The organism is Novosphingobium sp. Sphag1I (assembly GCF_056279125.1).
Genome location: NZ_JBWBQS010000012.1, coordinates 117,278 through 141,413, shown reverse-complemented (window position 1 = coordinate 141,413; position 24,136 = coordinate 117,278). Strand labels below are relative to the sequence as shown.

Here is a 24,136-nt window from a genome sequence, read left to right as displayed (position 1 = left end):
CGCCCCATTCGCGCGCGTGCGGCGATAGGTCAATTTTTCGGACGATCGTCAAAAGATTCTTTTGGCTTTGGGGGACATACGCGTGAGCAGAGCTGCAATAGGCTGGAGCCTGATGGCGGGCGGGGCGATTCTGGCGGGCGTGGCCATTGCCCAGCAGGCGGGCGTGATCGAGATCGGTGAAGACCCCGCGGTCGTCACCCGCAAGCCAACGCCCCCCAAGCCGATTGACATTCCCAAGGAGGCCGAGGGCAAGCTGGTCGAATTGACCAAAGAACAGATGGATTTCCTGAAATCGGGCGAGACGCGGCGCATCGTCAAGCCAGAGGTGATGTTCAAACGCTTTGAAAGCCTGTCCGCCAAGGAGGTGGCCAATTATGTCGCGGCGCTGGTGTCGCTGAAAGAACAGATCGATTTCAAACCGGGCCGGGACAGGGCCAGCATCGCTCTGGACACATCATCGCCCATGTTCAACGCATGGACCCTGCCCCGCCCCTCGATCCTGAACCCCAAACGCGAACCCGGCCCGATCAGCCTTGGCAAATATATCTCCGGCTATGGCAGCGGCATCCCCACCTTTGCCAATGCCCCCGTCGCCCTGACGCCCGAAGACCTGATCGCGGGCAAGGTGCAGGTGGCAATTGTCGGCGCACCGCTGGATATGGGCAGCGGGTGGCGCGATGCGAAGAACGGGCCGCTGGGCGTGCGCACGTCGTTTGGCGCGCCATCGGCCTTTGGCAATGACATGTATTCCATGATCAACCCGACACAGGCGCTGCGGATTGCCGATTACGGCGACATCGCCATCGACAACCTGTCGACCGAACGCAGCGTCGCCCATGTCCGGCGTGAAGTGGCGAGTATTGCCAGAACCGGCGCCATCCCCATCGTCATCGGCGGGGACCATAGCCTTGAATATCCCAACCTTGCCGCGATGGCCGATGTGCATGGCAAGGGTACGGTGGGGGTTGTCCATTTCGATTCGCATTATGACGCGGGGTCCGACCGGGTTCACCTGATCGACCATGGGCAACCTGTCTATCGCGTGATCCATGAAGGGCATGTTCTGGGCAAGAATTACGTACAGGTGGGGTTGCGCGCGCGCGGCCCCGACATCGACACATTCAAATGGATGCGCGAACAGGGGATGAATTACCACACGATGGTCGAGGTCGAGAAAATCGGCTGGGATCGGGTGATGGAGGCCGCCGTCAACGAGGCCAAGCGCAACACCAATAAGCTCTGGATCAGTTTCGACATCGACGTTTTGGACCCGGCCTTCATGCCGGGGACGGGAACGCCGGTTCCGGGCGGATTGACCATGCGCGAGGCGCAGCCGATTTTCCGCCGCCTTTGCGCGGAAAACGAGATTGTCGGCATCGATCTGGTCGAGGTCGCCCCCTATCTCGATACCAGTTACAAGACCGCCTATAACAGCGCGGTGCTGGTCAATGCGTGTCTGGCGGGCATTGCCATGCACAAAAAGGGGATGACCAAGCCGCACTGGCTCTCGCCGCTTTCCTCCAGTTACAAAGCGCCTCTGGGCAAGGAGTACAAGTGATGCGCCGGCTTGCTCTTGCTCTGGCCCTGATGACCGCCCAGCCTGTCATCGCGGCGCCTTATGTCTTTCCGCCAGAGGTGGCGGGCAAGATCGCCAGACTCCCCCCCGCCGCGCAGGCCTTTGCCGGGGACGAGGCGCGGCTGGCACCCTTTCATCTGACGCCTGCGAAACTGGCCGATGCGCTGCGCACCCGGTCGGACGAGGATGTCGCGGCCTATATCAACAGTTTGATGCAGGTGGCGCAGGATGCCGCCTTTCACCCCGGCAAAGACGCCGGCGCGATTGCCCTGAACCCCGGCGCGACAGGGTTCAATGCGTCCACCACGCTGAAACCGGCGATGCTGGACGAATATCGCCGCGCGCCCGGACCGATCAGCCTTGACCATTACATGTTCCAGAAAGGCGGCATTCCCACCTTTGCCCACGCCCCGGTGGCCGTGCGCAAGGAAGACCTGATCGCGGGCAAGGTCGAGGTGGCCTTTGTCGGCATCCCCCTCGATTTTTCCAGCGGGTGGCGCGATGGCAAACATGGGCCGTTGTTCCTGCGTTCGGCCGATGCGCTGGTGGGTAATGATCCGGTGGCGGGGGTGGACCCGGCGACGGTGCTGTCTCTGGCCGATTTTGGCGATCTGGCGATTGATTACATGAGCGTGGAGCGCAGCATCGACCACGTCCGCTTCATGCTGCGCGACGTGGCGGGGACGGGGGCGGCGCCCTTTATAGTGGGGGGTGATCACGCGCTGATGTATCCCGATGTGGCCGCCATGACCGACGCCTATGGCAAGGGCAGCTTTACCCTCGTCCAATTCGACGCCCATGCCGAGGCGGAGGATACGTCCGAGCATTTCCATTCCGACAACCAATCCCTGCGCCGCCTGCTGTCCGATGGCGTCATCACCGGTCGGCAAGTGGTGCAGGTCGGCACACGCGGCCCGGAAACATCCAATGCCGACAGCGCGCGGATGGCGGCATCAGGCGTGACCATGCTGGGCATGGAGCGGATCGAAAAGGACGGCTGGGAAGCGGTCGCGGGCAAGGTCGCCTCGGCGGTCAGGGCGGGGCCGGGCAAGGTCTTTGTCTCCTTCGACATATCGGTGCTGGACCCGGCCTATGCCGCGGGCGCGGGCCGTCCGGTGCCCTATGGCCTGACCATGCGCGAGGCGGTGCCGCTGGTGCGCTCGGTCTGTGCCTCGGCGCAGGTGGTGGGGTTTGAACTGCTCGATACCGCCCCCGTGCTGGATGTGTCCTATCGCAGTGCGCAGAACGCCAATTACATCCTCCACGCCTGTTTGACCGGCATGGCGCAGAGGAAATTGGGGGTGGGGCGGTGATCTGCCTCCGGCGGGCAAAGGGCGGGGGCCCTTTGCAATCCCGTTATGGGGGGATGGTTTGTTGATGGGGGGGGTGGATGGGGATTTGAAAGCCTGCGGCGCGGGAAGCTCGCGCGAATTGGCGCCGCAGGCTTTTGATTCAAAACGTTGAAAGTGTCAGTTGCGGCAGAATCCGTGGCGCACCGAAGACAGTAAAGGGAGCGCGAGGGTCTAGACCCTCGCATTACACCCCTTCAACTTGAATATTTCTCACAACTCATCCGCACCGCCACCGGACTGGGATTATAGATCTGGGCATAATCGCGCAGGTCGCGCACGACGAAACTGGCGGTGTAATGCATCAGCTTGTTGCCCACGAACATCGTGCCGAAAAAGGGCTGATAGTTGTAGTTCACCTCGACGAAGACCACGCCGCCGCCGGATGGCGCGCTGACCTTGTATCCGGTGTCGCCCATGCCGGTGGACATGGTGGTGCCGGCATTGGCCAATGTGGCGTCGGTGCCCGCGGTTGACGACGTTGTGCCATAGGAAGAATCAAACCCGCTGCCGCTTTTCAATCCCACGCATCTTTGCCAATGGATGCGCTGTACGGGGGCGCTGTCATAGCTTTGCTGGACATATTCCAGGCTGGACACGATCACCCGCCCGTTGGTGGTCAGGCCCAGCCCCGCGCCCTGCAACCGGGCCCCGGCCAGCACATCGACCATATCGCTTTCGCGGATTTGCGTCGCGGCCAGATTGCTGGACAGGCCCACCCGGCTGGCATTGTCGGCAAGGTTCAGCGTGATCTGGCTGATCTGCATATGGACGCGGGCCAGATTGGTATATTCGATGCCCGCCCCGCCCAGATAAAAGACAATGGGCAGCATCAGCGCAAATTCGATCAGCGAGGCGCCGCCCGTGTCGCCGATCAACCGGCGCAATACCCGTTTCATGTGCAGACCGTCGCCGGGCTGGAACTGGCCGTCACGGCCCATGGCTGGTTTTTCAGGATCGTGCTGGCCGAAAGCGTGGCATTGCGGCTCCACCCCATCCAGATGCCAAGGGGGAACAGGCGGGTATAGGTGACGCTGACCGAATAAAGCACGGTGTCGCCCGCATTGCCCGTGCCCGAAACGCCGGGGTCGGCGTCCCATGTCCCGTTGCCGTTCACATCGGTAAAGCATTCGCCCGCATCGCGCGCGCCATTGCCATTGGTGTCCACAAAGCTTTCGGGCGAGATATAGCCATAGGAGGCATAGGATTTGCGCGAGGGATAGCCGCTGACAAAGGCGGCATTGCCGTTGATGTTTTTGACCGCCTGCAACACGGCGGCGTCGATGGTGGCGGTGCTGGCATCCTCGATCGCGCTGTCGCGCCCGGCTTTTTGTACAGCGCCCGTCAGGATCGCCTGCATATAGGCCTGATACGCCATTTCGCACAGGCCCATGCCCATCAACAGCATCACCGGCAGAACCATCGCGAATTCGACCAGCGCGGCGCCCGCGCGATCATGCAACAGGCGTTTCATTTCGAAATCCTCAACTTGGCCACTTTTGTCGCGATGGTGGCGAATTGGGTGGAAAGGCCCGCGCCCGATGTGGTGGACAAGGCCTGTGACGGGGTGGTGGCGCATTGGGTCAGTTCGGTTGTCGAACTCATGCCCAGCGCCACAGTCCAGATGCTGACATTCTTGGCCTTGGCCGCGGCACAGGCGGCCAGAAAGCGCGCGTTGTGATAGGCCTTGAGATTGCCCAGATCGCCGCCCGAAACGCGTTGGTCGTAATATTCAATGCCGTATCCGCCATAGATAGATGGGCTGGGCGACATGTCGCCATCGGTCAGGAACACGATGATCCGCTTTGGCGCGTCGCGCCCGGACCATGCGGCGGTGTCGGCGGCAAAAATGCCATCGGGCGATATCATGCGCGCGCCCCAGATCATGCCGAGATCGTGATAGGTGCCGCCCGTGGCGCGAAAATCGGACGCGTTTACAAAATTCGACACCTGGGTTCGGGTCATGGTTTTCAAACGCGACACCGGCTTGCCGCAACTGATCGTTCCGCTTTGATAGTAGGCGGCGATGTCCAGATTGGGGTGATAGCTGGAGTCGCCCGATGACGTGGCATTGGCGGTGCTGGTAAAATCATTGCGGGCATAGGTGACGGCGGGCCACATCGGCTTCCACTGGGTTTTGATATCGCCGCCCGGTTTTAAATCGGGGTTGAGATCATTGGGCAGGCTGGAAGTTGAAAAGCTGGTCGTGCGGGGTGTGGTATAGGGTTCCTCCACACATCCGTCCCAGGTGTCGGTGGTCGAAACGAATTTGGTGGTGTCCACCGTGGCGGCGCCGGTGACATAGGTGGTCAGCAATTGGGGGCTTTGCTGATATTGCCAATTGGGAACCGTGCAGAAACAGAACAGCGAAAAGCCGGTGCCGGTCAGGACGCGGGTTTGATAGTTCCAGCTTGTATTAACGCTGCCCACCCCGCCAACGATATAGGCGGGGTTGATGTCCATGATCGCGCGCCCGGCATTGACCGTCGATGTATAGGTGACAAAGCCATAGCGGACATGCGTGCTGGCATCGACCGAGGCGGCCAACGTGTCATAGAAACTGAGCACTGCGCTGCGCAGGGCGGCGATGCGGGAACCGGATTTTTCCGTCACGTAATAGGCCGTTGATCCGGGATATCCGGCGGTGCTGGTGTTGCCGCTGGACGTGCCGTCCGACGGGCGGGCATAGGAAACTTTGGCCGCCGAGTTGACATAGTTGCTGCAGGTGGTCGTATCATCCGACGGCAGGCAGGCCATCGACCCGGTGGTGTCCAGCACAAAGATCACATCGGTATCGCCGATCTGATAGGTGGCCTGACACACAGCGTTCAGCGTGATCGAACTATACCCGAAAATGCGCATCAGCGTCATGGGCACCACGGCCCTTGCGGTGGCGCTGACCTGGGCGTCGGTGGTCTTGGCGGGGGTAAAGCTGAGCGAGGTGATGCCATACCATCCGGTGCGGATATTGTTGGCAAAAAACGCATTGGCCGCGGCCGTTGCGGTCGCGTCCAATGCCGTGTTGCCGGTGGTGGCATCCGTCATCGCCTTGCGCCCGGCCAGAACGCCCGCATCGCAGGCCTGTTGCAGCCGGGCATTGACCATATACATCCGCGCCCCATCCACCCCGCACCCGACAAAGGCCATCAACAGCGCCATGATCAGCGCCATGATCGGCAAGGCATTGCCCGCGCGGTTGCGGATCAGATTGCAAAGAATGGGACGGTGATCGGACAATCGGCGGACTCGACAAAGGGCAGGGCCAGAGCCGTCTTTATGATCAACAAACCGTTGCGATCGGGCCAGTCAGGACATCGGGAATGTTACGGATTATGGCGCGAAAACAGCCCGTCCAATTCGTCCGCAGGCACCGGGCGGGACAGCAGGAAACCCTGAAACGTGCTGCATCCACAGGCGGCCAGTCGGTCGCGCTGATGTTCGGTTTCCACCCCTTCGGCCACCACATCCAATTTCATCGCCCGGCCCAATTTGACGATGGCATCGACAAGCCCCTCTGCCTCGTCATTGGCCTCCAGATTATGGACAAAGCTGCGGTCGATCTTGATCTTGTCGACCGAAAAACGGCGCAGCGAATTGAGGCTGGAATAGCCAGTGCCGAAATCGTCCAACGCGATGGAAAAGCCTTCCTGTTTCAGCATGGTGATATTGTCGCGCGTGACCCCATCATCGCCCAGCAGCGCGGTTTCGGTGATCTCGATTTCATAGCGTTCAGGATTGGCCCGGAATTCGGCCACCAATCGCGTCAATGTCGCCATGAACATGGGCGACCGCAATTGCAGCGCCGAAACATTGATGGCCACGCGGATATTGTCCCATCCGGCGGTTTCCTTGAACACGCGGCGGAACACGAATTCGCCAAGGTCCAGGATCAGCCCTGTTTCTTCGCACAAAGGGACAAAGATCGAGGGCGGGATGGCGCCGCGTTCGGGATGGTTCCAGCGCACCAGCGCCTCCATCGCCTCGATCTGGCCCTTGCCGTCCATTTGCGGCTGATACACCATGGTCAGGCTGTCTTCGGCCAGCGCCTTGCGCAGATCGCTTTCCAGACTGCGCCGCATGCGCAGGGCCGCATCCATGTCGGGTTCAAAGAATGTGACGCGGTTACGCCCGTTTTCCTTTGACCCATAGAGCGCCAGATCGGCCTGACGCAGCGCCTCGGCCGGTTCGATTTCGGGATTGGAGATCAGCGTGACGCCAATCGACACACCCACCTCGACCACGCCCGCTTCCAGTTCAAAGGGCGTTTCGAACAGGCGCAGCACGCGCTGGGCCAGATGGGACGCGCCCGAACTGTCGGCTTCGGGTTGCAGGATCACGAATTCATCGCCGCCAAGCCGCGCCACGGTATCGGATTCGCGGCACAATTCGGTCAGCCGCCGCCCGACCTGCTGGATCAATTCGTCGCCTGCATGATGGCCCAGCGTGTCATTGACCTCCTTGAACCGGTCCAGATCGAGGCAATGCACCGCCATTTCACCCGCATAACGCCGCGACATGGCCAGATTCTGGCCCAACCGGTCGAACATCATCGCGCGGTTGGGCAATCCGGTCAGCGTGTCGTGAAAGGCCAGATGGCGCGCGCGCGCTTCGCTGGCGATAAGGTCGCTGGCGATTGTGTTGCTGCGCCGCATGAACAGCCAGACCAGCATCAGAAATGCCGCCGCCATGGCCGCCAGCATCTGGGGAATCTCGGTTTCCGACGCCTTGAACGGATTGATTGCGGGCCATGCCACCGAGGCCACCAATTGGCCATCCGGGCTGGTCAGGGGCATGTGGTGATGGTCGCTGATGGGCGGTTTGCCCTTGGGCAGCAGAAGATGCGTCTGTCCATGCTGGCGCCCAAATGCCGAGATCAAGCCCTGATCCACCGTCACGCGCAGAACATAGGGCGCGGGCGCGCCGGCCAGTGTCTGCGCCGTGACGGGAAGCGTGAGCATGGGGGCGCCATGGACAAGGCGCAGCGCCGTGTCCTTTTCATTCGTCCCGGCCGGGTCAAGCCGGACTTGCCCGGACCCGGTCTGTGCGCGCATCGGGGCCAGAATGGCCTGTTCGATCCAGCGCTGGTCGCCAGCCTCCAGTCGGGCTGGCGCTTCGTCCTGACGGATTAACGCCTGACCGCTGGCCTGCCATTGATGCACGTTATGCTGCCAACCGCGGCTGATGATGCCAAGCTCATATTCTTCGGCGCCCTTGCTCATGCGCATCAGGGTGACGGTTGTTGCGCTCACCAGCATGAAAATCGCGGCCAACACCAATACATTGATTGGGCGCAGTAGCCCCTTGCGTTGGGCTTCCTGTGGCGAATTCGTACTGTCCATTGCTGTTATCCACCCATGCGAGCCGCCGTTGCCAATTGGCCAATCCGGCCGATCGTCGGGCATCCGTCCTGGGCGTCATGATAGGTCGGACGCTCTTGCCGAAGCCTGTTGGTGGTAACAGGTCATTAGCCCTAGTTTTGGCTAATAGAGTTTTCACCAACGCAAGGCCGGTTTTGCATCGGAATTTTCCCTATGCGGGCGGTGTCGGGTCATCGGTACTTGGTTTTTCCCCAGAAAACTGCAAGGCGCTCTGGTTTATCGGGCTTTGCCCGGAATATCGCAGACTTGAGGCGCTGTAATGCGCATAAATCCGGGGTTTTTGCCCCTCACGAACCCGCCTTTGGCGATAAGTGTGTGGAAAATGGAGATGTACGTGCTTGTGAGTGCGCGAATCATGGCGTTTATCGCCAATTCAACTTGTGTGGAACTGGTGTGATGACGCCGCCCCTGATTGCTCCATCGATCCTTTCGGCCGATTTCTCGCGCCTTGGCGAAGAAGTGCGCGCGATTGACGCGGCCGGCGCGGACTGGATCCACGTTGACGTCATGGACGGCCATTTCGTGCCCAACATCACCATCGGCCCGATGGTGGTCAAGGCGCTGCGCCCCCATACGAAGAAGATCTTTGACGTCCATTTGATGATCCAGCCGGTCGACCCCTATATTCAGGCCTTTGCCGATGCGGGCGCCGACATCATCACGTTCCACCCCGAAGCCGGACCCCACAGCCACCGCACAGTCCAGGCAATCCACGCCGCCGGGTGCAAGGCGGGCGTTTCGCTGAACCCGGCAACCCCGGCCAAGATGCTGGATTACCTGATCGATGACATCGATCTGGTTCTGGTGATGAGCGTGAACCCCGGTTTCGGCGGGCAAAAGTTCATTTCCAGCCAACTCCGCAAGATCGAGGCGATCCGCAAGATGATCGACAAGACCGGGCGCGACATCCATCTGGAGGTGGATGGCGGGATCGACACCACCACCGCGCCGCTGGCCGTTTCGGCGGGGGCCAACGCTCTTGTGGCGGGCACCGCGACGTTCCGGGGTGGGCCGGATCAATATGCCGCCAATATCGCGGCTCTCAAGGGGCTGGGCTGAACCATGAACCTGGATATGTCTGCACAGGGCAAGACCCGCAAGTCGGGTAAGGGCAAGGGGCAGGCTATCCCATTACCAACTCTGGACGCGAATTCGGATGATGCCGAAACGCCGGATCAGGGTGACGTCGCGGCCCAGTTGGTTGAACCGGGCCGCGCGCTGGCGCTGGCGGATTTTACGCCGCCTTCGCTGGGCGCGGGGGAAAGGCTGATCCGGCTTGCCTATCGCATGGGCATTCCGGGGCCGGTGCTGACCGCGCCTTTTCGCAAACCTGCGCGCCCCAAATTGCTGGCCACCGTCACCAATCCTCTGCCGGGGGACAAGGCGGCGGGGGCTGCGCTGCGGGCGGGCCATTTTCTGGTCCACGGGCTGAAACAGCCGATTGCCCAGCTTGATCTGGCCGGGGCGGGGCGGATGGTGCCGCCGCTTGAACGGATGGTGCATGGGTTCCACTGGCTGGCCGATCTGGAGGCGGCGGGGCCACGTGAACAGGTCTCGCCGGTGGCCGAACGCATTCTGGCCGCTTGGCTGATGGCCAATCCCAAGGCGCCGTCGCGGCCCGGCAAGGGGCCGGCATGGACGGTGGCCTATACGGGCGCGCGCCTGCTGGGCTGGCTGGTCCATGCGCCGCTGCTGCTGTCGGGCGGGGACAAGACGCTGCGGGTTCAGACGCTGGAGGCGATGAACGATCACGCCCGCTGGCTGGACCGCAACGTGGCGCGGGGCGAAGATACGCTGGCGCAGGTGGCGGGGTGGTGCGCGATTGTGGCGGCGGGGCTGCTGCTGCCCGATGGCCGTCCGCGCCGCTTGTATGGTGAGGCAGGGCTGATCGCTTCGCTGGGTGAATTGTTGGGCGACGATGGCGGCTGCATGTCGCGCAGCCCGCTGGGTCAGATGGAGGCGATTGCGCTGCTGGTGCAGGTCATCGCGTGCTATCGCGCGACGCGGCGTGAACCGCCCGCCGCGCTGGAGGCGATTCTGGCGCTGATGGTGCCGCCTTTGCTGGCGCTGACGCACGGCGATGGCGCCTTGGGCAGCTGGCAGGGCGGATGGGCGGTGTCGGCGGCGGATGTCTCGGCGTTGATCGCGGCGTCGGGTGTGCGTACGCGGCCCCTGCGCGAGGTGCGCCAATGGGGTTATCAGCGCGTGGTCGCGGGCAAGAGCGTGATGCAATTCGACGCTGCGCCCCCGCCATTGACCCGCCATGCGCGCAATGGCTGCGCCTCGACGCTGGCCTTTGAACTCAGCCATGCCGGACAGCGGGTGATCATCAATTGCGGCGGCGGCGCGGCGGCGGGTGGCCTTATGCCGGTGCGGCTGGAACAAGGGCTGCGCGCCACGGCGGCCCATTCGACGCTGGTGCTGGACGATGCCAATTCGACGGCGGTGCTGATAAATGGCGGCCTCGGCTCGGGCGTGGCCGAGGTTGAGGTTGACCGTCGCAGCATCGAGGGCGAGCGCAATGGCGCGGCCAGTCGCACTTGGGGCGCAACAAGGCTGGAGGCCAGCCATGACGGCTATGCCGGGCGCTATGGCCTGACGCATCGCCGTATCCTGATCCTGCGCGACGACGGCACCGAATTGCGCGGCGAGGATCTGCTGGTCCCCACCGGGCGCAAGGGCAAGCGGGGCATGGTCTCCTATGCGCTGCGTTTCCACCTTGGCCCCGGCATCGAAATCGGCCTGTCACAGGATAAGCAGGGCGTGGGCATGGCGCTGCCCGATGGCTCCTACTGGCAATTCCGCAGCGGCGGGGGCGAAATCGCCATCGAGGAATCGATCTGGGCCGATGGGCAGGGGCGGCCTGTGCCGGTCCAGCAATTGGTCATCCAGGGCATGGTGTCGCGGGGGGGCGGGAGCTTCTCGTGGATTTTGAAGAAGATGGGGTAGGGTTTAGGGTTTTTGCCTCCGGCGGGCAAAGGGCGGGGGCCCTTTGCGATCCCGTTATGGGGTTGCGCTTGGCTGGCAGTTGGGCGCTGATCCGCGAAGCGGTTTGAATTATTGCCTGCGTCGCGGAGAGGTCGCGTTAAAGGCGCCGCAGACTTTTAAAATTTAGACGTTTCGTCCGATACATGAGGCCGAACCCATGGCGCAACGAAGACAGTAACGGGAGCGCGAGGGGCGAGCCCCTCGCATTTTCTTTGCCCTTTACCCCCCTTCACCCTTCCCAAAACCGCCAAAATCCTTATGGGCCGCGCCAAACACGCAGCTTCACAGGACGACTCCATCCATGACTGACACTGTCACCATTCGCCGGGCTTTGCTCTCTGTTTCGGACAAGACGGGTCTTGTTGATCTGGGCAAGGCGCTGGCCGCAAAGGGTGTTGAGCTGTTTTCGACCGGCGGCACGGCCAAGGCATTGCGCGACGCCGGTCTGGATGTGAAGGACATTTCGGAGCTGACCGGTTTCCCCGAAATGATGGATGGCCGGGTCAAGACGCTGCACCCCAAGGTTCACGGCGGCCTGCTGGCCGTGCGCGACAATGCCGAGCATGTGGCATCCATGAACGAGCATGAGATCGGCGCGATCGATCTGGTGGTGGTCAACCTCTATCCCTTCGTTCAGACGGTCGCCAAGGGCGGTACGCGCGAAGAGATCATCGAGAACATCGACATCGGCGGCCCCAGCATGGTTCGCTCTGCGGCCAAGAACCACGATTTCGTCGCCATCGTCACCGATCCGGCCGACTATGCCATCGTGGCGGGTGGTGAAACCACGCTGGCCCAGCGTCGCAAGTTTGCCGCCAAGGCCTATGCGCTGACCGCGGCCTATGACGGCGCGATCAGCCAGTGGTTTGCCACGGTCGATCAGGGCGAAACCTTCCCCGAGACCATCGCCATCACCGGCGCGCGCGTGGCCGAGCTGCGTTACGGCGAAAACCCGCATCAGGCTGCTGCGCTTTACGTGCCCCATGGCGCCAAGGAAAAGGGTCTGGCTCAGGCCGTGCAGGTGCAGGGCAAGGAACTGTCCTATAACAATTACAACGACGCCGATGCTGCGCTCGAACTGCTGGCCGAATTCCGCGATGCCGAGCCGACCGTCGTGATCGTCAAGCACGCCAACCCTTGCGGCGTTGCCACGGCATCCACGCTGGTCGAAGCCTATGAGGCGGCGTTCAAATGCGACAGCGTCAGCGCGTTCGGCGGCATCATCGCCGTCAACCGCCCGCTCGACGGCCCGACCGCCGAAGCGATCAGCGGCATCTTTACCGAAGTGGTCGTCGCGCCCGATGCCAATGACGATGCCAAGGCGGTCTTTGCCAAGAAGAAGAACCTGCGCCTGCTGCTGATCGGTGAAATCCCCTCGCCCAAGCGCGGCGGGTTGATCGCCAAGCCGATTGCGGGCGGCCTGCTGGTCCAGAACCGCGACAATGGCGCGATCACTCTGGATGACCTGAAAGTCGTGACCAAGCGTCAGCCCAGCGAACAGGAATTGAAGGACGCCCTGTTCGCCTGGACTGTGGCCAAGCATGTCAAGTCGAACGCCATCGTTTACGCCAAGGAAGGCGTGACCGCCGGCATTGGTGCTGGCCAGATGAACCGTCGCGATTCCTCGCGCATCGCCGCCGCCAAGGCCGCCGAAGCGGCTGAAACTCACGGTTTTGCCGAGACCCGCACCAAGGGCAGCGCGGTGGCTTCCGATGCGTTCTTCCCCTTTGCCGACGGTCTGCTGGCCGCGGTCGAGGCGGGCGCGACCATGGTGATCCAGCCGGGCGGTTCGATGCGCGACGATGAAGTCATCAAGGCGGCGGACGAAGCCGGTCTGGCCATGGTCTTCACCGGCATGCGCCATTTCCGCCATTGATTGCGGCCAATGTGATGCAATGCTGCAACGCCCCATTGCGTTGCAGCATTTCGTCGCACATATGCCCCGTTTGGTCGCGGTGTCATGCTGGGTTAAGCTTTGATGGCCTAGACGCGGCCCAATTCATCACCATTTGCGACCCCAGAAACAACCTCCGGACTTTTTTATGCGCCTCTTCAACCGCGATTTGCTTCGCTCATTTGCTATTGGCTTTGCGCTGGGGGGCGCTTTGATCGTAGCCGTTATGGCCACCGGTTCGGGTGGCATTTCCGGCCTTGTGGGACAGGCTAACGCCTCGCCCGTTCACGCGACGGAATAAGGTGATGGGGCGGAGCATCCTCTTCGCCCTTCCCGTCATGCTGGCGCTGGCCGCGTGCCAGAATGCCGATGCGGCCAACACACACACGGTGACGGCGCCTGTGGCCACGGTCATGGCGCAGGAAACGCCGGGCCTGAAACAGGCGATCTTTGACGGCGGCTGCTTCTGGGGTGTGGAGGCGGTGTTCAGCCATGTCAAAGGCGTGACCAGCGCGGTTTCCGGCTATCACGGCGGGGCTGCGAATACGGCTCATTATGATGATGTCGGTCATGGCAACACCGGCCACGCCGAAGCGGTGCGCGTGACCTATGATCCGGCGCAGGTGCGCTATGACGATCTGCTGCGCATCTTTTTCTCGGTCATCATCGACCCGACCCAGGCCAATGGCCAAGGCCCGGATATCGGCCCGCAGTATCGCAGCGCCTTGGTCCCCATCGGGCCGGAACAGGATCGCGTGGCGCGGGCCTATCTGAGCCAGATTGCGGCGTCGGGCCTGTGGCGCGGGCGGATCGCGACCAAAATCGAACCCTATCGCCAATTCTATGCCGCCGAGGGTGAGCATCAGGACTTCATGGTCCGCAACCCGACCCACCCCTATATCGCCTATTGGGACGTGCCCAAGGTGGCCGCGTTCAAACAGATGTTTCCAGCCCTCTATAAGGCTGATTTCACCCGCAACTGATTTGGGCTATAAGGGGGTATGAGCGCCACCCACGAACACGCCCACGACCATGTCCACGAACACCCCCGCCACCGCGAATATAGCGGCGAAGGGCTGGTTGCGGCCGCCCGCACCACGCTGGAAAATGCCGGGGAACAATGGACCGATATGCGCGGGGATGTGTTCGACGCCCTTGCCGGGCGCGACAAACCCGCCAGCGCCTATGACATTGCCGAGGCCGTGTCCAAGGCCCGCGACAAGCGCGTGGCCGCCAACAGCGTCTATCGCATCCTTGACCTGTTCGTGCGCACCAATCTGGCGCGCCGGGTGGAAAGCGCCAATGCCTATATCGCCAACCCGCACCCCGGATGCCGCCACGACTGCATCTTCCTGATCTGTGACGGATGCGGAAAGGCGGTGCATATCGACGATGACCGTCTGACCGGCGCGTTGATCGAGGCGGCGCGTGGGGCGGGCTTTGCCGATGTACGCCCGGTGGTGGAATTGCGGGGCATGTGTGCGGAGTGTTCGGCGGGCGTGGAGTAAGGGGGCTTGTGCCTCCGGCGGGCAAAGGGTCTCGACCCTTTGCAATCCCGTTATTGGGGTGGTGAATCGCCGGGGCTGCGTATTGGGTAATCGATTGAAAGCCTGCGGCGCGGCGAGGTGGCGTTGATTGGCGCCGCAGGCTTTAAAAATTCTAACGCCGCGCCCTACACCAAGCGCCGAACCCATAGCGCCACGCTGACAGTAACGGGATTGCAAAGGGCCCCCGCCCTTTGCCCGCCGGAGGCATAAACCTCACAAAACCCACCGCCACACGCCCGCCAGAACGTGATTTGCATGGACATGCCCAAACGTCGCGCCCAGCCACACCACGATCCCCACGCCCCACAACATCGGCGAAATCCGCCCCAGCGCCGATACACGCGGCCAATAGGATGTCTGCGCGCTCCAGCTTTCCCATGCGGCGCCCAGCAGTTCGGCCTTTTTCCCATCCTGCAACCGCGCGCCCACCAGCGCCAGCACCGCCATGGCCCCCATCAGCACGATCACACGCGGCGTCGGCGCGACCAACACATGGGCCAGCGCCCAGAGCGCGATGCCCCACATCATCGGGTGGCGGGTGACGGCAAAGACGCCGGTGGCGCGGGCGGCGGCGATCTTTTCGCCCGGCACCTGCGGCATGGCGGGATTGGCGTGCAGCGACCCCAGCAGCAGCGTTATGCCGATCAGCGAGAGCAGGCTGGCGATGGCCCATATAGCCTCACCCGTACCGTCCCAGATCGGGGTGCCACCCGGCCCGACCGCGCGAAAGGCGACGATGGTCCAGCCCAGCGTGGCAAAGGACACGACCGAATATAGCCCCAGAAACCCCTTTTCCCCCAACCGCGCCAGCAATCCGGCGCGCCACGGGTGGGACATCAGGAAATGTGACCCGACAAAGGCCATCGCCCCGGTCAGCAGCCATGAAAACGCCTGATCCATACTTCGCCCCCTCAGCTTACCCCATGCATCAGTTTGCGGATCGGCACGGCCAGAGCCAGCAGCACGAGGCCAACGCCGATCGTCACGATCCCGATCTGGGTGAACACCGCCACATAGGTATCAAGGCTCAGCTTCAGGTTGGTGACTTGGCCGCCCACGGTTTCCACCGTCGCCATTTGCGCCAACAAGCCCGCGCCATATTGCCCCATGGCCAGCGAGAGATACCACGCCCCCATCATCAGACCCACCACACGGGCGATGGACAGTTTGGTGATCATCGACATGCCCACGGGCGAGATGCACAATTCCGCTACCGAATGAATGAGATAAAGCCCCGCCAGCCAACCCAGCCCGACCCGATAATCCGCCCCGGCAAAACGCGTGCCCAAAACGAGGAACAGGAAACCCGCGCCCACGCCGATCAGCCCCATGCTGAATTTGACCGGGATCGAGGGTTCCCACCCGCGCCGCGCCAGCACCGACCACAGCGCCCCCATGATCGGGGCCAGCGTGATGATGCCGATGGCGTTGAATTGCTGCGTCCCCGGCGCCGACATTTCGAACCAGCCGAATACCGAGCGGTCCACATTGCGGTCGGCGAACAGGGTCAGCGACGATCCGGCCTGTTCGAACAGGCTCCAGAACACGGTGTTGAACACCATCAGGATGATCGCGGCCAGCATCATTTCAAACTCGGCCCGGCTGCCCACACGCCATGACCAGATCAGGATGGCGGGCAGGCTGATCCCGAAAGTGGCGCAGAGCAATTTGCCCATCACCGGCAGACCCATCAGATAGCCGATAAATCCGGCCCCCGGCGTGGGGGCGGCGGCATGCATCAGATTGGTGAAAAGGAAATAGCAGGCCGGAATCGCCAGCAACGCCGCCGGATAGATCCACAGCGCCGGATCGCGCCCCGCCACCACTGGCGGTTCGCCCAGCCCGCCAAGGCTGCTCTGGCTGTAATGCATCATCGCCCATGCGATCAACATCACCGCCCCCGCCGAGGCCAGCCCCGTCCCCCAGCCGAAATGGTCGGCAAGGATCGGACAGGCCATTTGCCCCAGCCACGATCCAAGGTTGATGCCCATGTAGAAAATGCTGAAACCCGCATCGCGCCGCTGATCGCCATCGGCATAGAGCAGGCCGACGATGGTGGCGATATTGGGTTTGAAAAAGCCATTGCCCACCGCCACCGCCGACAGCGCCATCAACGTGATGGCAAGGCGCAATTCATCGCGATCCGCGCCTTCCTTCAACGCGCCGGGGGCCAAATGGCGCGACACCGATCCGTCGGGGGCGATGAGGTCGATGCTGCCATCCTCCAGCCCCTTGATCAGCAGCAGGCGCCCGCCATCCTCGACCGAACGGGTTTCGTCGGCGGCGCTGGTTGGCCCGTCGCGGAAATGCGAAACGACAATGGCGTGGCGCGCGCCGTCATATTCGGCCCATGGCCGCGCCGGCGATCCCCCCAGCGCCAGCGCGAAATAGCCCGCCGCCATGATCAGCGCGCCAAATTTGACCGCACGTTTCGACCCCAGATATTGATCCGCCAGCAGGCCCCCGATCAGCGGCGTCAGGTAAACCAGCGCGGTATATCCGCCATAGATCCCCGCCGAAACCCGGTCGCCCAACAGGAAATGCTTGGTCAGATACAGCATGAGCAGGGCGCGCATGCCGTAATAGCCAAAACGTTCCCACATCTCGATGGCGAACAGGCGGGCCAGCGGGCGCGGATGGCCAAACCATGTCGGGCCGGTTGTCGTGGCGGCGGCGGGCAAAGGCGCCGCGTCAGAAGGGGTCGTCATGGGGGCGCAAATTAACATCGAAGTAAGCAAAGGAAAGCGCCAAGTTGGCCGTTTGCCGCGATGGTCGCGCTTGTGTGATGGGCTGTATTATGGCAGTGATGCGCCATGACAGCCAACACCCGCCCGGTCTATCTCAAGCTGCGCGATATGATCGTTGCCGCGATCATTGATGGCACCTATCCCGAAGGCACGATGTTGCCATCGGTGCGGGCGCTGGCCGCGGAACAGGGGGCCAATCCTTTGACCGTCGCCAAGGCGTATCAGCAATTTCAACTGGATGGATTGGTCGAGGTTCAGCGCGGGGTGGGCATGATGGTGGCCCCCGGCGCGCGCGAATGGTTGTTGAACGCTGAAAAACAACAATTTTTGCAGAATGAATGGCCTGCGGTGCTGGATCGGATCGCGCGCCTTGGCCTGGATGCGCGCGAATTATTGGAACAGACGATCCCCTCAGTCTGAAAAAATCGACCAAAATCGTCGCTGATCCAAGGCGCTCCACCGTATTGCACCTAAGGGCGCTATTGTACAAAGTCTTGAAGTTCTGTACATAAAACAGTCCGAGGTCGGCAAAAAGACTCGACCCGGATGAGAGGTTGTTTGAACGGTCGGGCCATTAGGAATGGGACCGCGGCCCAGAGGGGGTGTGTTCATGATCAGATCTGAACTGTTGCAGGCGCTGGCGAAGGCCAACCCTGAATTGCGCACCGACGATGTGGAAAAGATCGTCGATGTGTTCTTTGATGAAATCGCTCAGCGACTGGCCGATGGTGGCCGGGTGGAATTGCGCGGCTTTGGCGCGTTTTCCACACGCGAACGCGATCCGCGCAAGGGGCGCAATCCGCGCACCGGCGAAGCGGTGGATGTGCCGGGCAAGAAGGTGCCTTTCTTCAAGCCGGGCAAGGAAATGCGCGCGCGGCTTAACGTCTGAAAAATCCGGCTTTCGGGCCGATTACGACAAAAACGCAGGCAGCCGGGGGGGCGCGCCTGCGTTTTTTGTTGGGGGCGGGGGATATTGGGTGATGGTGCCCATACGCGCCCCTCTTGCCGTTTGCCCGCCGATCTGCCAGAGCCATGATCCTGCCTTGCGGACGTGGCGGAATGGTAGACGCCAGGGACTTAAAATCCCTTGAGCTTTGCTCGTGCGGGTTCGAGTCCCGCCGTCCGTACCAGCGCAGCCGGCATGTGGCCGCATTCGGGGTCGGGGTGGAACAGTGGGCGAGAGCGAGCAGGCAAGCCAAGGCATTGATGTGTCGATCATCATGCCCTGTCTCAACGAAATTCAAAGCCTTCCCCATTGCATCGCCAATGCCAAGGAGGCCGCGCATCGCATCGAGATGGCCTATGGCCTGACATCCGAAATCATCATCGCCGATAATGGCAGCACAGACGGATCACAGGCCTATGCCGTGTCACAGGGCGCGCGCGTGGTGGCGGTGCCCCGGCGCGGTTATGGCGCGGCGCTGATCGGCGGATGCGAAGGCGGGCATGGGCGCTATCTGTTGATGGGCGATGCCGATGGATCGTATGATTTCACCGATGGCGTGGCGATGATCGGGCAATTGGTCGATGGCGCGGATCTGTGCATGGGGTCGCGCTTTGCCGGGGGAATCGCCAAAGGGGCGATGCCATGGAAAAACCGCTATATCGGCAATCCGGTGCTGACGGGCATACTGAACCTGTTTTTCCGCAGCGGGATCGATGACGCGCATTGCGGCATTCGCGCGATCACGAAACGGGCGTTTATGGAATGCGGCCTGTCCTCCACCGGCATGGAATTTGCCAGCGAGATGGTGATCAAAGCCAGCTTGCGCGGGCTGCATATCGAACAGGTGCCGGCCAAGCTGCAACCCGATCTGCGCGACCGGGCGCCGCATTTGCGGCCATGGCGCGATGGGTGGCGGCACTTGCGCTATTTGTTGATGCTCTCGCCCACTTGGGTGTTTGGCGTGCCGTCGCTGATCGCGATGCTGGCGGCGGTGGGCATTCTGGGCGTGGCGCTGGGCTTTGATATGGGCTGGCTGGCGGGCAATCCGGTGGTGGGTGCGGGATGGACCATTCTGGCGGGATTTTTGCTGACCGTGGGTCATTTTGCCGCGATTATGGCGATGGCCACCCATTTCTATGGCGTAAGAACCGGCTATCGTGATCTCAACAACTGGTTCGACCGCTTCAGCCCGGTGCTGACGCTGGAACATGCGCTGGTGTTGGGATTGGGACTGATGGTGTTTTCAGGGGCTTGTCTGGCCGTGATCGGCATTAACTGGCGCGCGGGCGGCTATTTGCCGCTGCCTTCGGTGCTGCCGCTGGTGGTGGCCGCTGCGTCCGGGGCGATCGGGGTACAGACCGCGCTGGGCGGGTTCTTGCTGGCGATCATCGCGGGGCATGATGCGGCCTTTGTTCCGGGTGAGGAGGATCTGTAATGGACAATACGCGCCGCGTGGCTCCTTCTTTCTGGCACACGGACTGGCTGCAACTGGCGCCTTTGTCCAAGCTGATCCGGGCGCAGGCGGGGCGTTTGCCCAAGGGCGCGACGATTGTCGATCTGGGATGCGGCGATCTGCCCTATGCGGCGCTGTTGCGGGGCATGGGGCTGGATTACCGGCCCGCCGATATTGACGATGACGCCGTGGCCAAGGGCAAATTGCCCATCGGCCCGGACGGACGCGTGCCTTTGCCCGATCACAGCGTGGACGCCATCCTGTCGGCCCAGGTGTTGGAGCATGTCCCCGATCTGGACGCCTATTGCGCGGAAATCCGCCGTTTGCTTAAACCGGACGGGACGCTGATCCTTTCCACCCATGGCAGCTGGTTCTATCACCCCCACCCCGAAGATCATCGTCGTTGGACCCGGACCGGCCTTGCGCTGGATCTGGAAACGCGCGGGATCAAGGTGGAGGAAATGCATTCAATCTGTGGGCCTTTGGCCACCACGACGATGATCCGCCTGACGGCCTTTGCCTTTGTCCTGCGCAAATTTCCGGTGCTGGGGCCTTTGGTCGCCGGGGCGCTGGCGATTGTCATGAATGCGCGCGCTGTATTTGAGGATGCCGTGACGCCCGCCGCGATGCGCGATGACAATGCCTGCATCTATCTGGTGCGCGCCCATGTAACGGCATGAGCCTGCGCACGGGTCTGGCCTATGGCTTTGTCGCGGCGACATGCCTTGGGCTGCATAATGGGGTGATGATCGCCACCGATTGGGCGATGCGGGGCGCCGGGCCGCTGGCGATTTCGGCGGTCGGGTTTGCGCTGTCCTTTGTGCTGGTGTCGCTGGTCGGCTACGTCCTGCATTCCCACCTGACCTTTCGCGAACCGATGAGCATGGCGCGCTATGGCCGCTATGCCCTTGCCATGAGCACCAACACACCGCTGGCCCTTGGCGTGACATGGGTGTTGCGCGGGCCGGTCGGGCTGGCGATGGTCTATGCCGCGCCTCTGGCCTCCTGTCTGATGATCGGGGCGAATTTCCTGCTGTCGCGGTGGGCGATTGTTCGGAAGTAAGGTCTGCAGGGGGTAAGAAGATGCCTCCGGCGGGCAAAGGGCGGGGGCCCTTTGCAATCCCGATATGGGGTGGGTGCCGAAAACGCTGCCTTGGTTGATGGGGGATAGGTTTCAATTTTAAAGCCTGCGGCGCCATTTGACGCGAGTTCGCCGCGCCGCAGGCTTTAATAGCAATCCAAGATCCACGCCACCGGCCCACCACAAACCACCCCAAAACGGGATTGTAAAGGGTCGATGACCCTTTGCCCGCCGGAGGCAAAGCGATTAAGCCCACACCATGCACATCCTCATGGTCAGCCATTTTTTCGAAAGCCACCTTGGCGGGATAGAGCGCGTGGCGGGCCACCTTTCGCGCCGGATGAAGGCGGCGGGGGCCAAAGTGACTTGGGCGGCCAGCGCGCAGGATGCCGCCCCCAATGATATTCACGCCATCTCGCTGCCCTGCGTCAATCCGACCGAGAAGCTGAGCGGTCTGCCCATGCCCATTCCGGGGCCAAGGGGGATTGCGGCCCTGTGGCGGGCGGTGGGGAATGCTGATGCTTTGGTGGTGCATGATGCGCTTTATGTGACCTCTATTCTGGCCATGGTGATGGGCAAGATGCGCGGGCGCCCGGTGGTGTTGATCCAGCATATTGCGGGCATTCCCTTTGCCTCGGCGGTGATGCGCGGGGTGATGGCGCTGGCCAATGCCGTGGTGACGCGCCCGATGCTGTGGGCGGCGGATCGGTTGGTGTTCATATCGGACACGGTGCGTCGAGATTTGCTGGGCGATCCGGCGTGGCGCGATCATACGTTGCTGTTCAACGGCGTGGACGGCGCGACTTTTACCCATATCGGCCCGGCGGCGCAGGGCGTGCCGGGCGGGCGTCGGCGGGTGCTGTTTGTCGGGCGTTTTGTCGAAAAAAAGGGCCTGTCGATCCTTCGCGAAGTGGCGGCGATGCGGCCCGATATCAGCTTTCTGCTGGCCGGGGCGGGGCCGATCCGGCCGTGGCAATGGGGATTGCCCAATGTCCACGATCTGGGGCCGCAAAGCGCGGAGCAACTGGCCGCACTGTATCGCAGCGCCGATTGCCTGCTGCTGCCCAGCGTCGGGGAGGGCTATCCTCTGGTGATTCAGGAGGCGATGGCTTGCGGCCTGCCGGTGATTTGCGGCGCGCCCACGCATCTGGCCGACCCACAGGCGGGGCGGTGGATGCGCGGGGTGGATGTGGATTTGGGCGATCCGCAAGGCTGCGCGGCCCGGATCGCGACCGTGCTGGACGCGCCGGGCCTGACCATGGCGGAACGGGCGAGTATGGCCGCATGGGCGGGCGGGCGCTATTCTTGGGACGTGATGGCGCGCTCTGTCCTCGATCTGGCGTCAAAATAGGCTGACGACCTTGCACCCGGCCTTGGTGAATTCCAGCGTGTGCCATGCGCGGCGACGCTCGGTGGTGCGCCCCGGCATCATGTTGATCGCACGGCCTATGCCGAAATAGAAACTGCGCCGGGGCAGAGCCACCGTTTCGCCATGGGCGCAAAGGCGCGGGGCCATTTCTTCCAGATCGTCATAATCATATTCGATCAACCGCAAGGGGCGGTTCGACAGATCGGGCCAGTTGAAACCCAGATCGAGCGCCAGCGGTGCATCATAATTGCCGATGATGATGTAATCGGCATGAACCGTGTCGATCTTGGCGCTGGCCGCGGCAAAGGCGCCATAGAAACGGTTGGCCATCCACCCCTGCATCGGCATCAGCACCAGCAGCGTCAGCCCCGACAGCGCCACGAACCCCGAACGCAACCGATCCCGCCACGCATGGCCCAGCCTTTGCCAGCCCAGCCCGCCCAGCAGCGCCGCATTGCCCAGCATCGGGTGGAGATAGCGATAGCCAAAGCCATGCCCCTGATAAGGCAGGATCAGCCCCATCACCACGACAATGATGACAATCCCGCCGATCAGCGCCAGCACCCGCCCGTCGCGCCACCCCATAATCGCCCCAAGCGCCGCCAGCACCCAGAGCGCGGGATGCGTCCATGCCGCCATGCGCAGCAGATTGGCGGCCATCAACGTGCCATTGTCCCGGTTCTGCGCCAGCGTATCGATCAGGCGCGAGAGGTAATCGCTGCCCGCTTCGACCACCATGGAATCCGGCCCCATGACCGCGTGCAGTGTCATCTGTGGCCACCACAGCCAGAACAGGCCCACCGCGACATAACCAGCCCCAAACAGCACCACGCGGCCCCAGCGCCGATCCCACAACAACAGTGCCAGCCATGGCGCGACGAACATCGGATGGAACAGGGGTTGATGCAGTCCTGTGGCGAAAAATCCCACCGCCAGCGCCGCCAGATCGGTCCGCCGCCGGTCGCACAGGAACAGCCAGAGCCAGACCAGATTAAAGGCCAGATGGGCGGGCATGGCAAAGCGGCTCATCGCCGAAAACAGCACCTGACCCGACAACAGGAACAGCGCGACCGTGACGGCCTGTGCGTCCTGATCCGGCCCCAGCAACCTTTGTGCGATGCGCCAGAGCGCCAGTATCGATATGGCCAGCAGCAAGGGCGCCTTGACCGGCCCCAGCATCGCTTCGAGCAAGGCATTGCCCGGCAGATAGGTCGAAACCCATGCCGCCGGATGGGCCAAAGGCATCATGAAAATCGTGTTGAGCGCGGCAATATCGCCCTGCCACGGGGTGGGGATCGGCCATGCCAGTCGACCGCTGCGATAAATGGCCGCGTCAAAGCTGACCATTTGTTCGTCGCGGCTGAGGTCATAGCCGCAAAGGACAAGGTAATGGCCCGCCAGCGCCACGACAAAGGCCAGCGCAATCACGACGCCCACCGCGCGCGACCCCATCCGCCATGGCCCGACACGCCGCCATCGCCACAGAGCCAGCGCCGCCCCGGCCCATGCCCATAATGTGGCCAGCAGCAGCCATTGATCCTGTAACAGGCGATAGAAAACCGTGATTTCAGGATGTTCGGGCGGCGCGGCCAGCCACAGCCCGCCCAGCACCAAAGCCCAGCCCACCATCAGCGCCAGCAGCCATCGACCGCGCAGCGCAGCACCATTCCCCATCCAACCCGCCTTTAATGCCTAACCCACGTCATCCTGCCCCAGCGTGGGGCAAATGGCCAGCTTTCCCTGCGCCCGCCTAGGGAGATCGCCGTTAGGTAGATTTGCGAGGAGGGTAGGGCAGGATTAACTTTATA

20 protein-coding genes and 1 tRNA gene are annotated in these 24,136 nt (G+C 62.5%); 14 read left to right on the top strand and 7 right to left on the bottom strand.

What is annotated here, in order from left to right; genetic code table 11:
• Positions 1-82: 82 nt before the first annotated feature.
• Together ACZ9HU_RS15200 and ACZ9HU_RS15195 are read left to right on the top strand one after the other, a co-directional pair.
• On the top strand, positions 83-1,558 hold the full coding sequence (locus ACZ9HU_RS15200) for an agmatinase family protein (RefSeq protein WP_476106068.1): 1,476 nt from the start codon (positions 83-85) through the stop codon (positions 1,556-1,558).
• Positions 1,558-2,889, top strand: a complete 1,332-nt coding sequence (locus tag ACZ9HU_RS15195) for an agmatinase family protein (protein ID WP_476106067.1) — start codon at positions 1,558-1,560, stop codon at positions 2,887-2,889. The genes ACZ9HU_RS15200 and ACZ9HU_RS15195 overlap by 1 nt, the downstream gene beginning before the upstream one ends.
• A gap of 233 nt (positions 2,890-3,122) precedes the next feature.
• Here ACZ9HU_RS15195 and ACZ9HU_RS15190 read toward each other — a convergent pair whose 3' ends face one another.
• From ACZ9HU_RS15190 to ACZ9HU_RS15175, 4 genes are all read right to left on the bottom strand, one after another.
• Positions 3,123-3,866: a TadE/TadG family type IV pilus assembly protein gene (locus tag ACZ9HU_RS15190; RefSeq protein ID WP_476106066.1), complete on the bottom strand. Its 744-nt coding sequence runs from the start codon at positions 3,864-3,866 to the stop codon at positions 3,123-3,125.
• Complete coding sequence (locus tag ACZ9HU_RS15185) at positions 3,821-4,399, bottom strand: TadE/TadG family type IV pilus assembly protein (RefSeq protein WP_476106065.1); 579 nt, start codon at positions 4,397-4,399, stop codon at positions 3,821-3,823. Before ACZ9HU_RS15185 ends, ACZ9HU_RS15190 begins: the two co-directional genes overlap by 46 nt.
• Positions 4,396-6,162 (bottom strand): TadE/TadG family type IV pilus assembly protein, encoded by a 1,767-nt coding sequence (locus tag ACZ9HU_RS15180; protein ID WP_476106064.1) that lies wholly within the window; start codon positions 6,160-6,162, stop codon positions 4,396-4,398. Before ACZ9HU_RS15180 ends, ACZ9HU_RS15185 begins: the two co-directional genes overlap by 4 nt.
• Before the next feature lie 86 nt (positions 6,163-6,248).
• Entirely contained in the window at positions 6,249-8,264 is a 2,016-nt protein-coding gene (locus tag ACZ9HU_RS15175; protein WP_476106063.1) for a putative bifunctional diguanylate cyclase/phosphodiesterase, read from the bottom strand.
• 435 nt (positions 8,265-8,699) lie between these two features.
• Between ACZ9HU_RS15175 and rpe the strand changes: the two genes are divergently transcribed.
• From rpe to ACZ9HU_RS15150, 5 genes are all read left to right on the top strand, one after another.
• Complete coding sequence (gene rpe / locus ACZ9HU_RS15170) at positions 8,700-9,362, top strand: ribulose-phosphate 3-epimerase (RefSeq protein ID WP_476106062.1); 663 nt, start codon at positions 8,700-8,702, stop codon at positions 9,360-9,362.
• 3 nt (positions 9,363-9,365) lie between these two features.
• A complete protein-coding gene (locus ACZ9HU_RS15165; protein ID WP_476106061.1) occupies positions 9,366-11,252 on the top strand; it encodes a heparinase II/III family protein in 1,887 nt (628 codons plus the stop codon).
• A 340-nt stretch (positions 11,253-11,592) separates the two neighbouring features.
• Positions 11,593-13,167 (top strand): bifunctional phosphoribosylaminoimidazolecarboxamide formyltransferase/IMP cyclohydrolase, encoded by a 1,575-nt coding sequence (gene purH / locus ACZ9HU_RS15160; RefSeq protein WP_476106060.1) that lies wholly within the window; start codon positions 11,593-11,595, stop codon positions 13,165-13,167.
• 323 nt (positions 13,168-13,490) lie between these two features.
• Positions 13,491-14,168: a peptide-methionine (S)-S-oxide reductase MsrA gene (gene msrA, locus ACZ9HU_RS15155; RefSeq protein ID WP_476106059.1), complete on the top strand. Its 678-nt coding sequence runs from the start codon at positions 13,491-13,493 to the stop codon at positions 14,166-14,168.
• Positions 14,169-14,186: 18 nt separating this feature from the next.
• Complete coding sequence (locus tag ACZ9HU_RS15150) at positions 14,187-14,693, top strand: Fur family transcriptional regulator (protein WP_476106058.1); 507 nt, start codon at positions 14,187-14,189, stop codon at positions 14,691-14,693.
• A gap of 252 nt (positions 14,694-14,945) precedes the next feature.
• On the opposite strand, the gene ACZ9HU_RS15145 is transcribed toward ACZ9HU_RS15150, so the two are convergent.
• Both ACZ9HU_RS15145 and ACZ9HU_RS15140 read right to left on the bottom strand, forming a co-directional pair.
• Positions 14,946-15,632: an NnrU family protein gene (locus ACZ9HU_RS15145; protein WP_476106057.1), complete on the bottom strand. Its 687-nt coding sequence runs from the start codon at positions 15,630-15,632 to the stop codon at positions 14,946-14,948.
• Positions 15,633-15,643: 11 nt separating this feature from the next.
• Entirely contained in the window at positions 15,644-17,440 is a 1,797-nt protein-coding gene (locus ACZ9HU_RS15140; RefSeq protein ID WP_476106056.1) for a peptide MFS transporter, read from the bottom strand.
• Between the two features lie 105 nt (positions 17,441-17,545).
• Between ACZ9HU_RS15140 and ACZ9HU_RS15135 the strand changes: the two genes are divergently transcribed.
• The 7 genes from ACZ9HU_RS15135 to ACZ9HU_RS15105 all read left to right on the top strand — a co-directional run bounded on the left by ACZ9HU_RS15135 (position 17,546) and on the right by ACZ9HU_RS15105 (position 22,310).
• Positions 17,546-17,899, top strand: coding sequence for a GntR family transcriptional regulator (locus tag ACZ9HU_RS15135; protein ID WP_476106055.1), 354 nt, complete (start codon positions 17,546-17,548; stop codon positions 17,897-17,899).
• A gap of 190 nt (positions 17,900-18,089) precedes the next feature.
• Positions 18,090-18,368 (top strand): integration host factor subunit beta, encoded by a 279-nt coding sequence (locus ACZ9HU_RS15130; RefSeq protein WP_476106054.1) that lies wholly within the window; start codon positions 18,090-18,092, stop codon positions 18,366-18,368.
• Positions 18,369-18,524: 156 nt separating this feature from the next.
• A tRNA-Leu gene (locus ACZ9HU_RS15125) sits at positions 18,525-18,609 on the top strand.
• 78 nt (positions 18,610-18,687) lie between these two features.
• Entirely contained in the window at positions 18,688-19,860 is a 1,173-nt protein-coding gene (locus ACZ9HU_RS15120; protein ID WP_476106053.1) for a glycosyltransferase family 2 protein, read from the top strand.
• Positions 19,860-20,558, top strand: coding sequence for a class I SAM-dependent methyltransferase (locus ACZ9HU_RS15115; RefSeq protein WP_476106052.1), 699 nt, complete (start codon positions 19,860-19,862; stop codon positions 20,556-20,558). Before ACZ9HU_RS15120 ends, ACZ9HU_RS15115 begins: the two co-directional genes overlap by 1 nt.
• Entirely contained in the window at positions 20,555-20,941 is a 387-nt protein-coding gene (locus ACZ9HU_RS15110) for a GtrA family protein (protein WP_476106051.1), read from the top strand. Before ACZ9HU_RS15115 ends, ACZ9HU_RS15110 begins: the two co-directional genes overlap by 4 nt.
• Positions 20,942-21,218: 277 nt before the next feature.
• On the top strand, positions 21,219-22,310 hold the full coding sequence (locus ACZ9HU_RS15105; protein ID WP_476106050.1) for a glycosyltransferase family 4 protein: 1,092 nt from the start codon (positions 21,219-21,221) through the stop codon (positions 22,308-22,310).
• Here ACZ9HU_RS15105 and ACZ9HU_RS15100 read toward each other — a convergent pair.
• On the bottom strand, positions 22,302-24,002 hold the full coding sequence (locus ACZ9HU_RS15100) for a hypothetical protein (protein WP_476106049.1): 1,701 nt from the start codon (positions 24,000-24,002) through the stop codon (positions 22,302-22,304). The two genes, ACZ9HU_RS15105 and ACZ9HU_RS15100, sit on opposite strands and share 9 nt — an antisense overlap.
• Positions 24,003-24,136 lie beyond the last annotated feature (134 nt).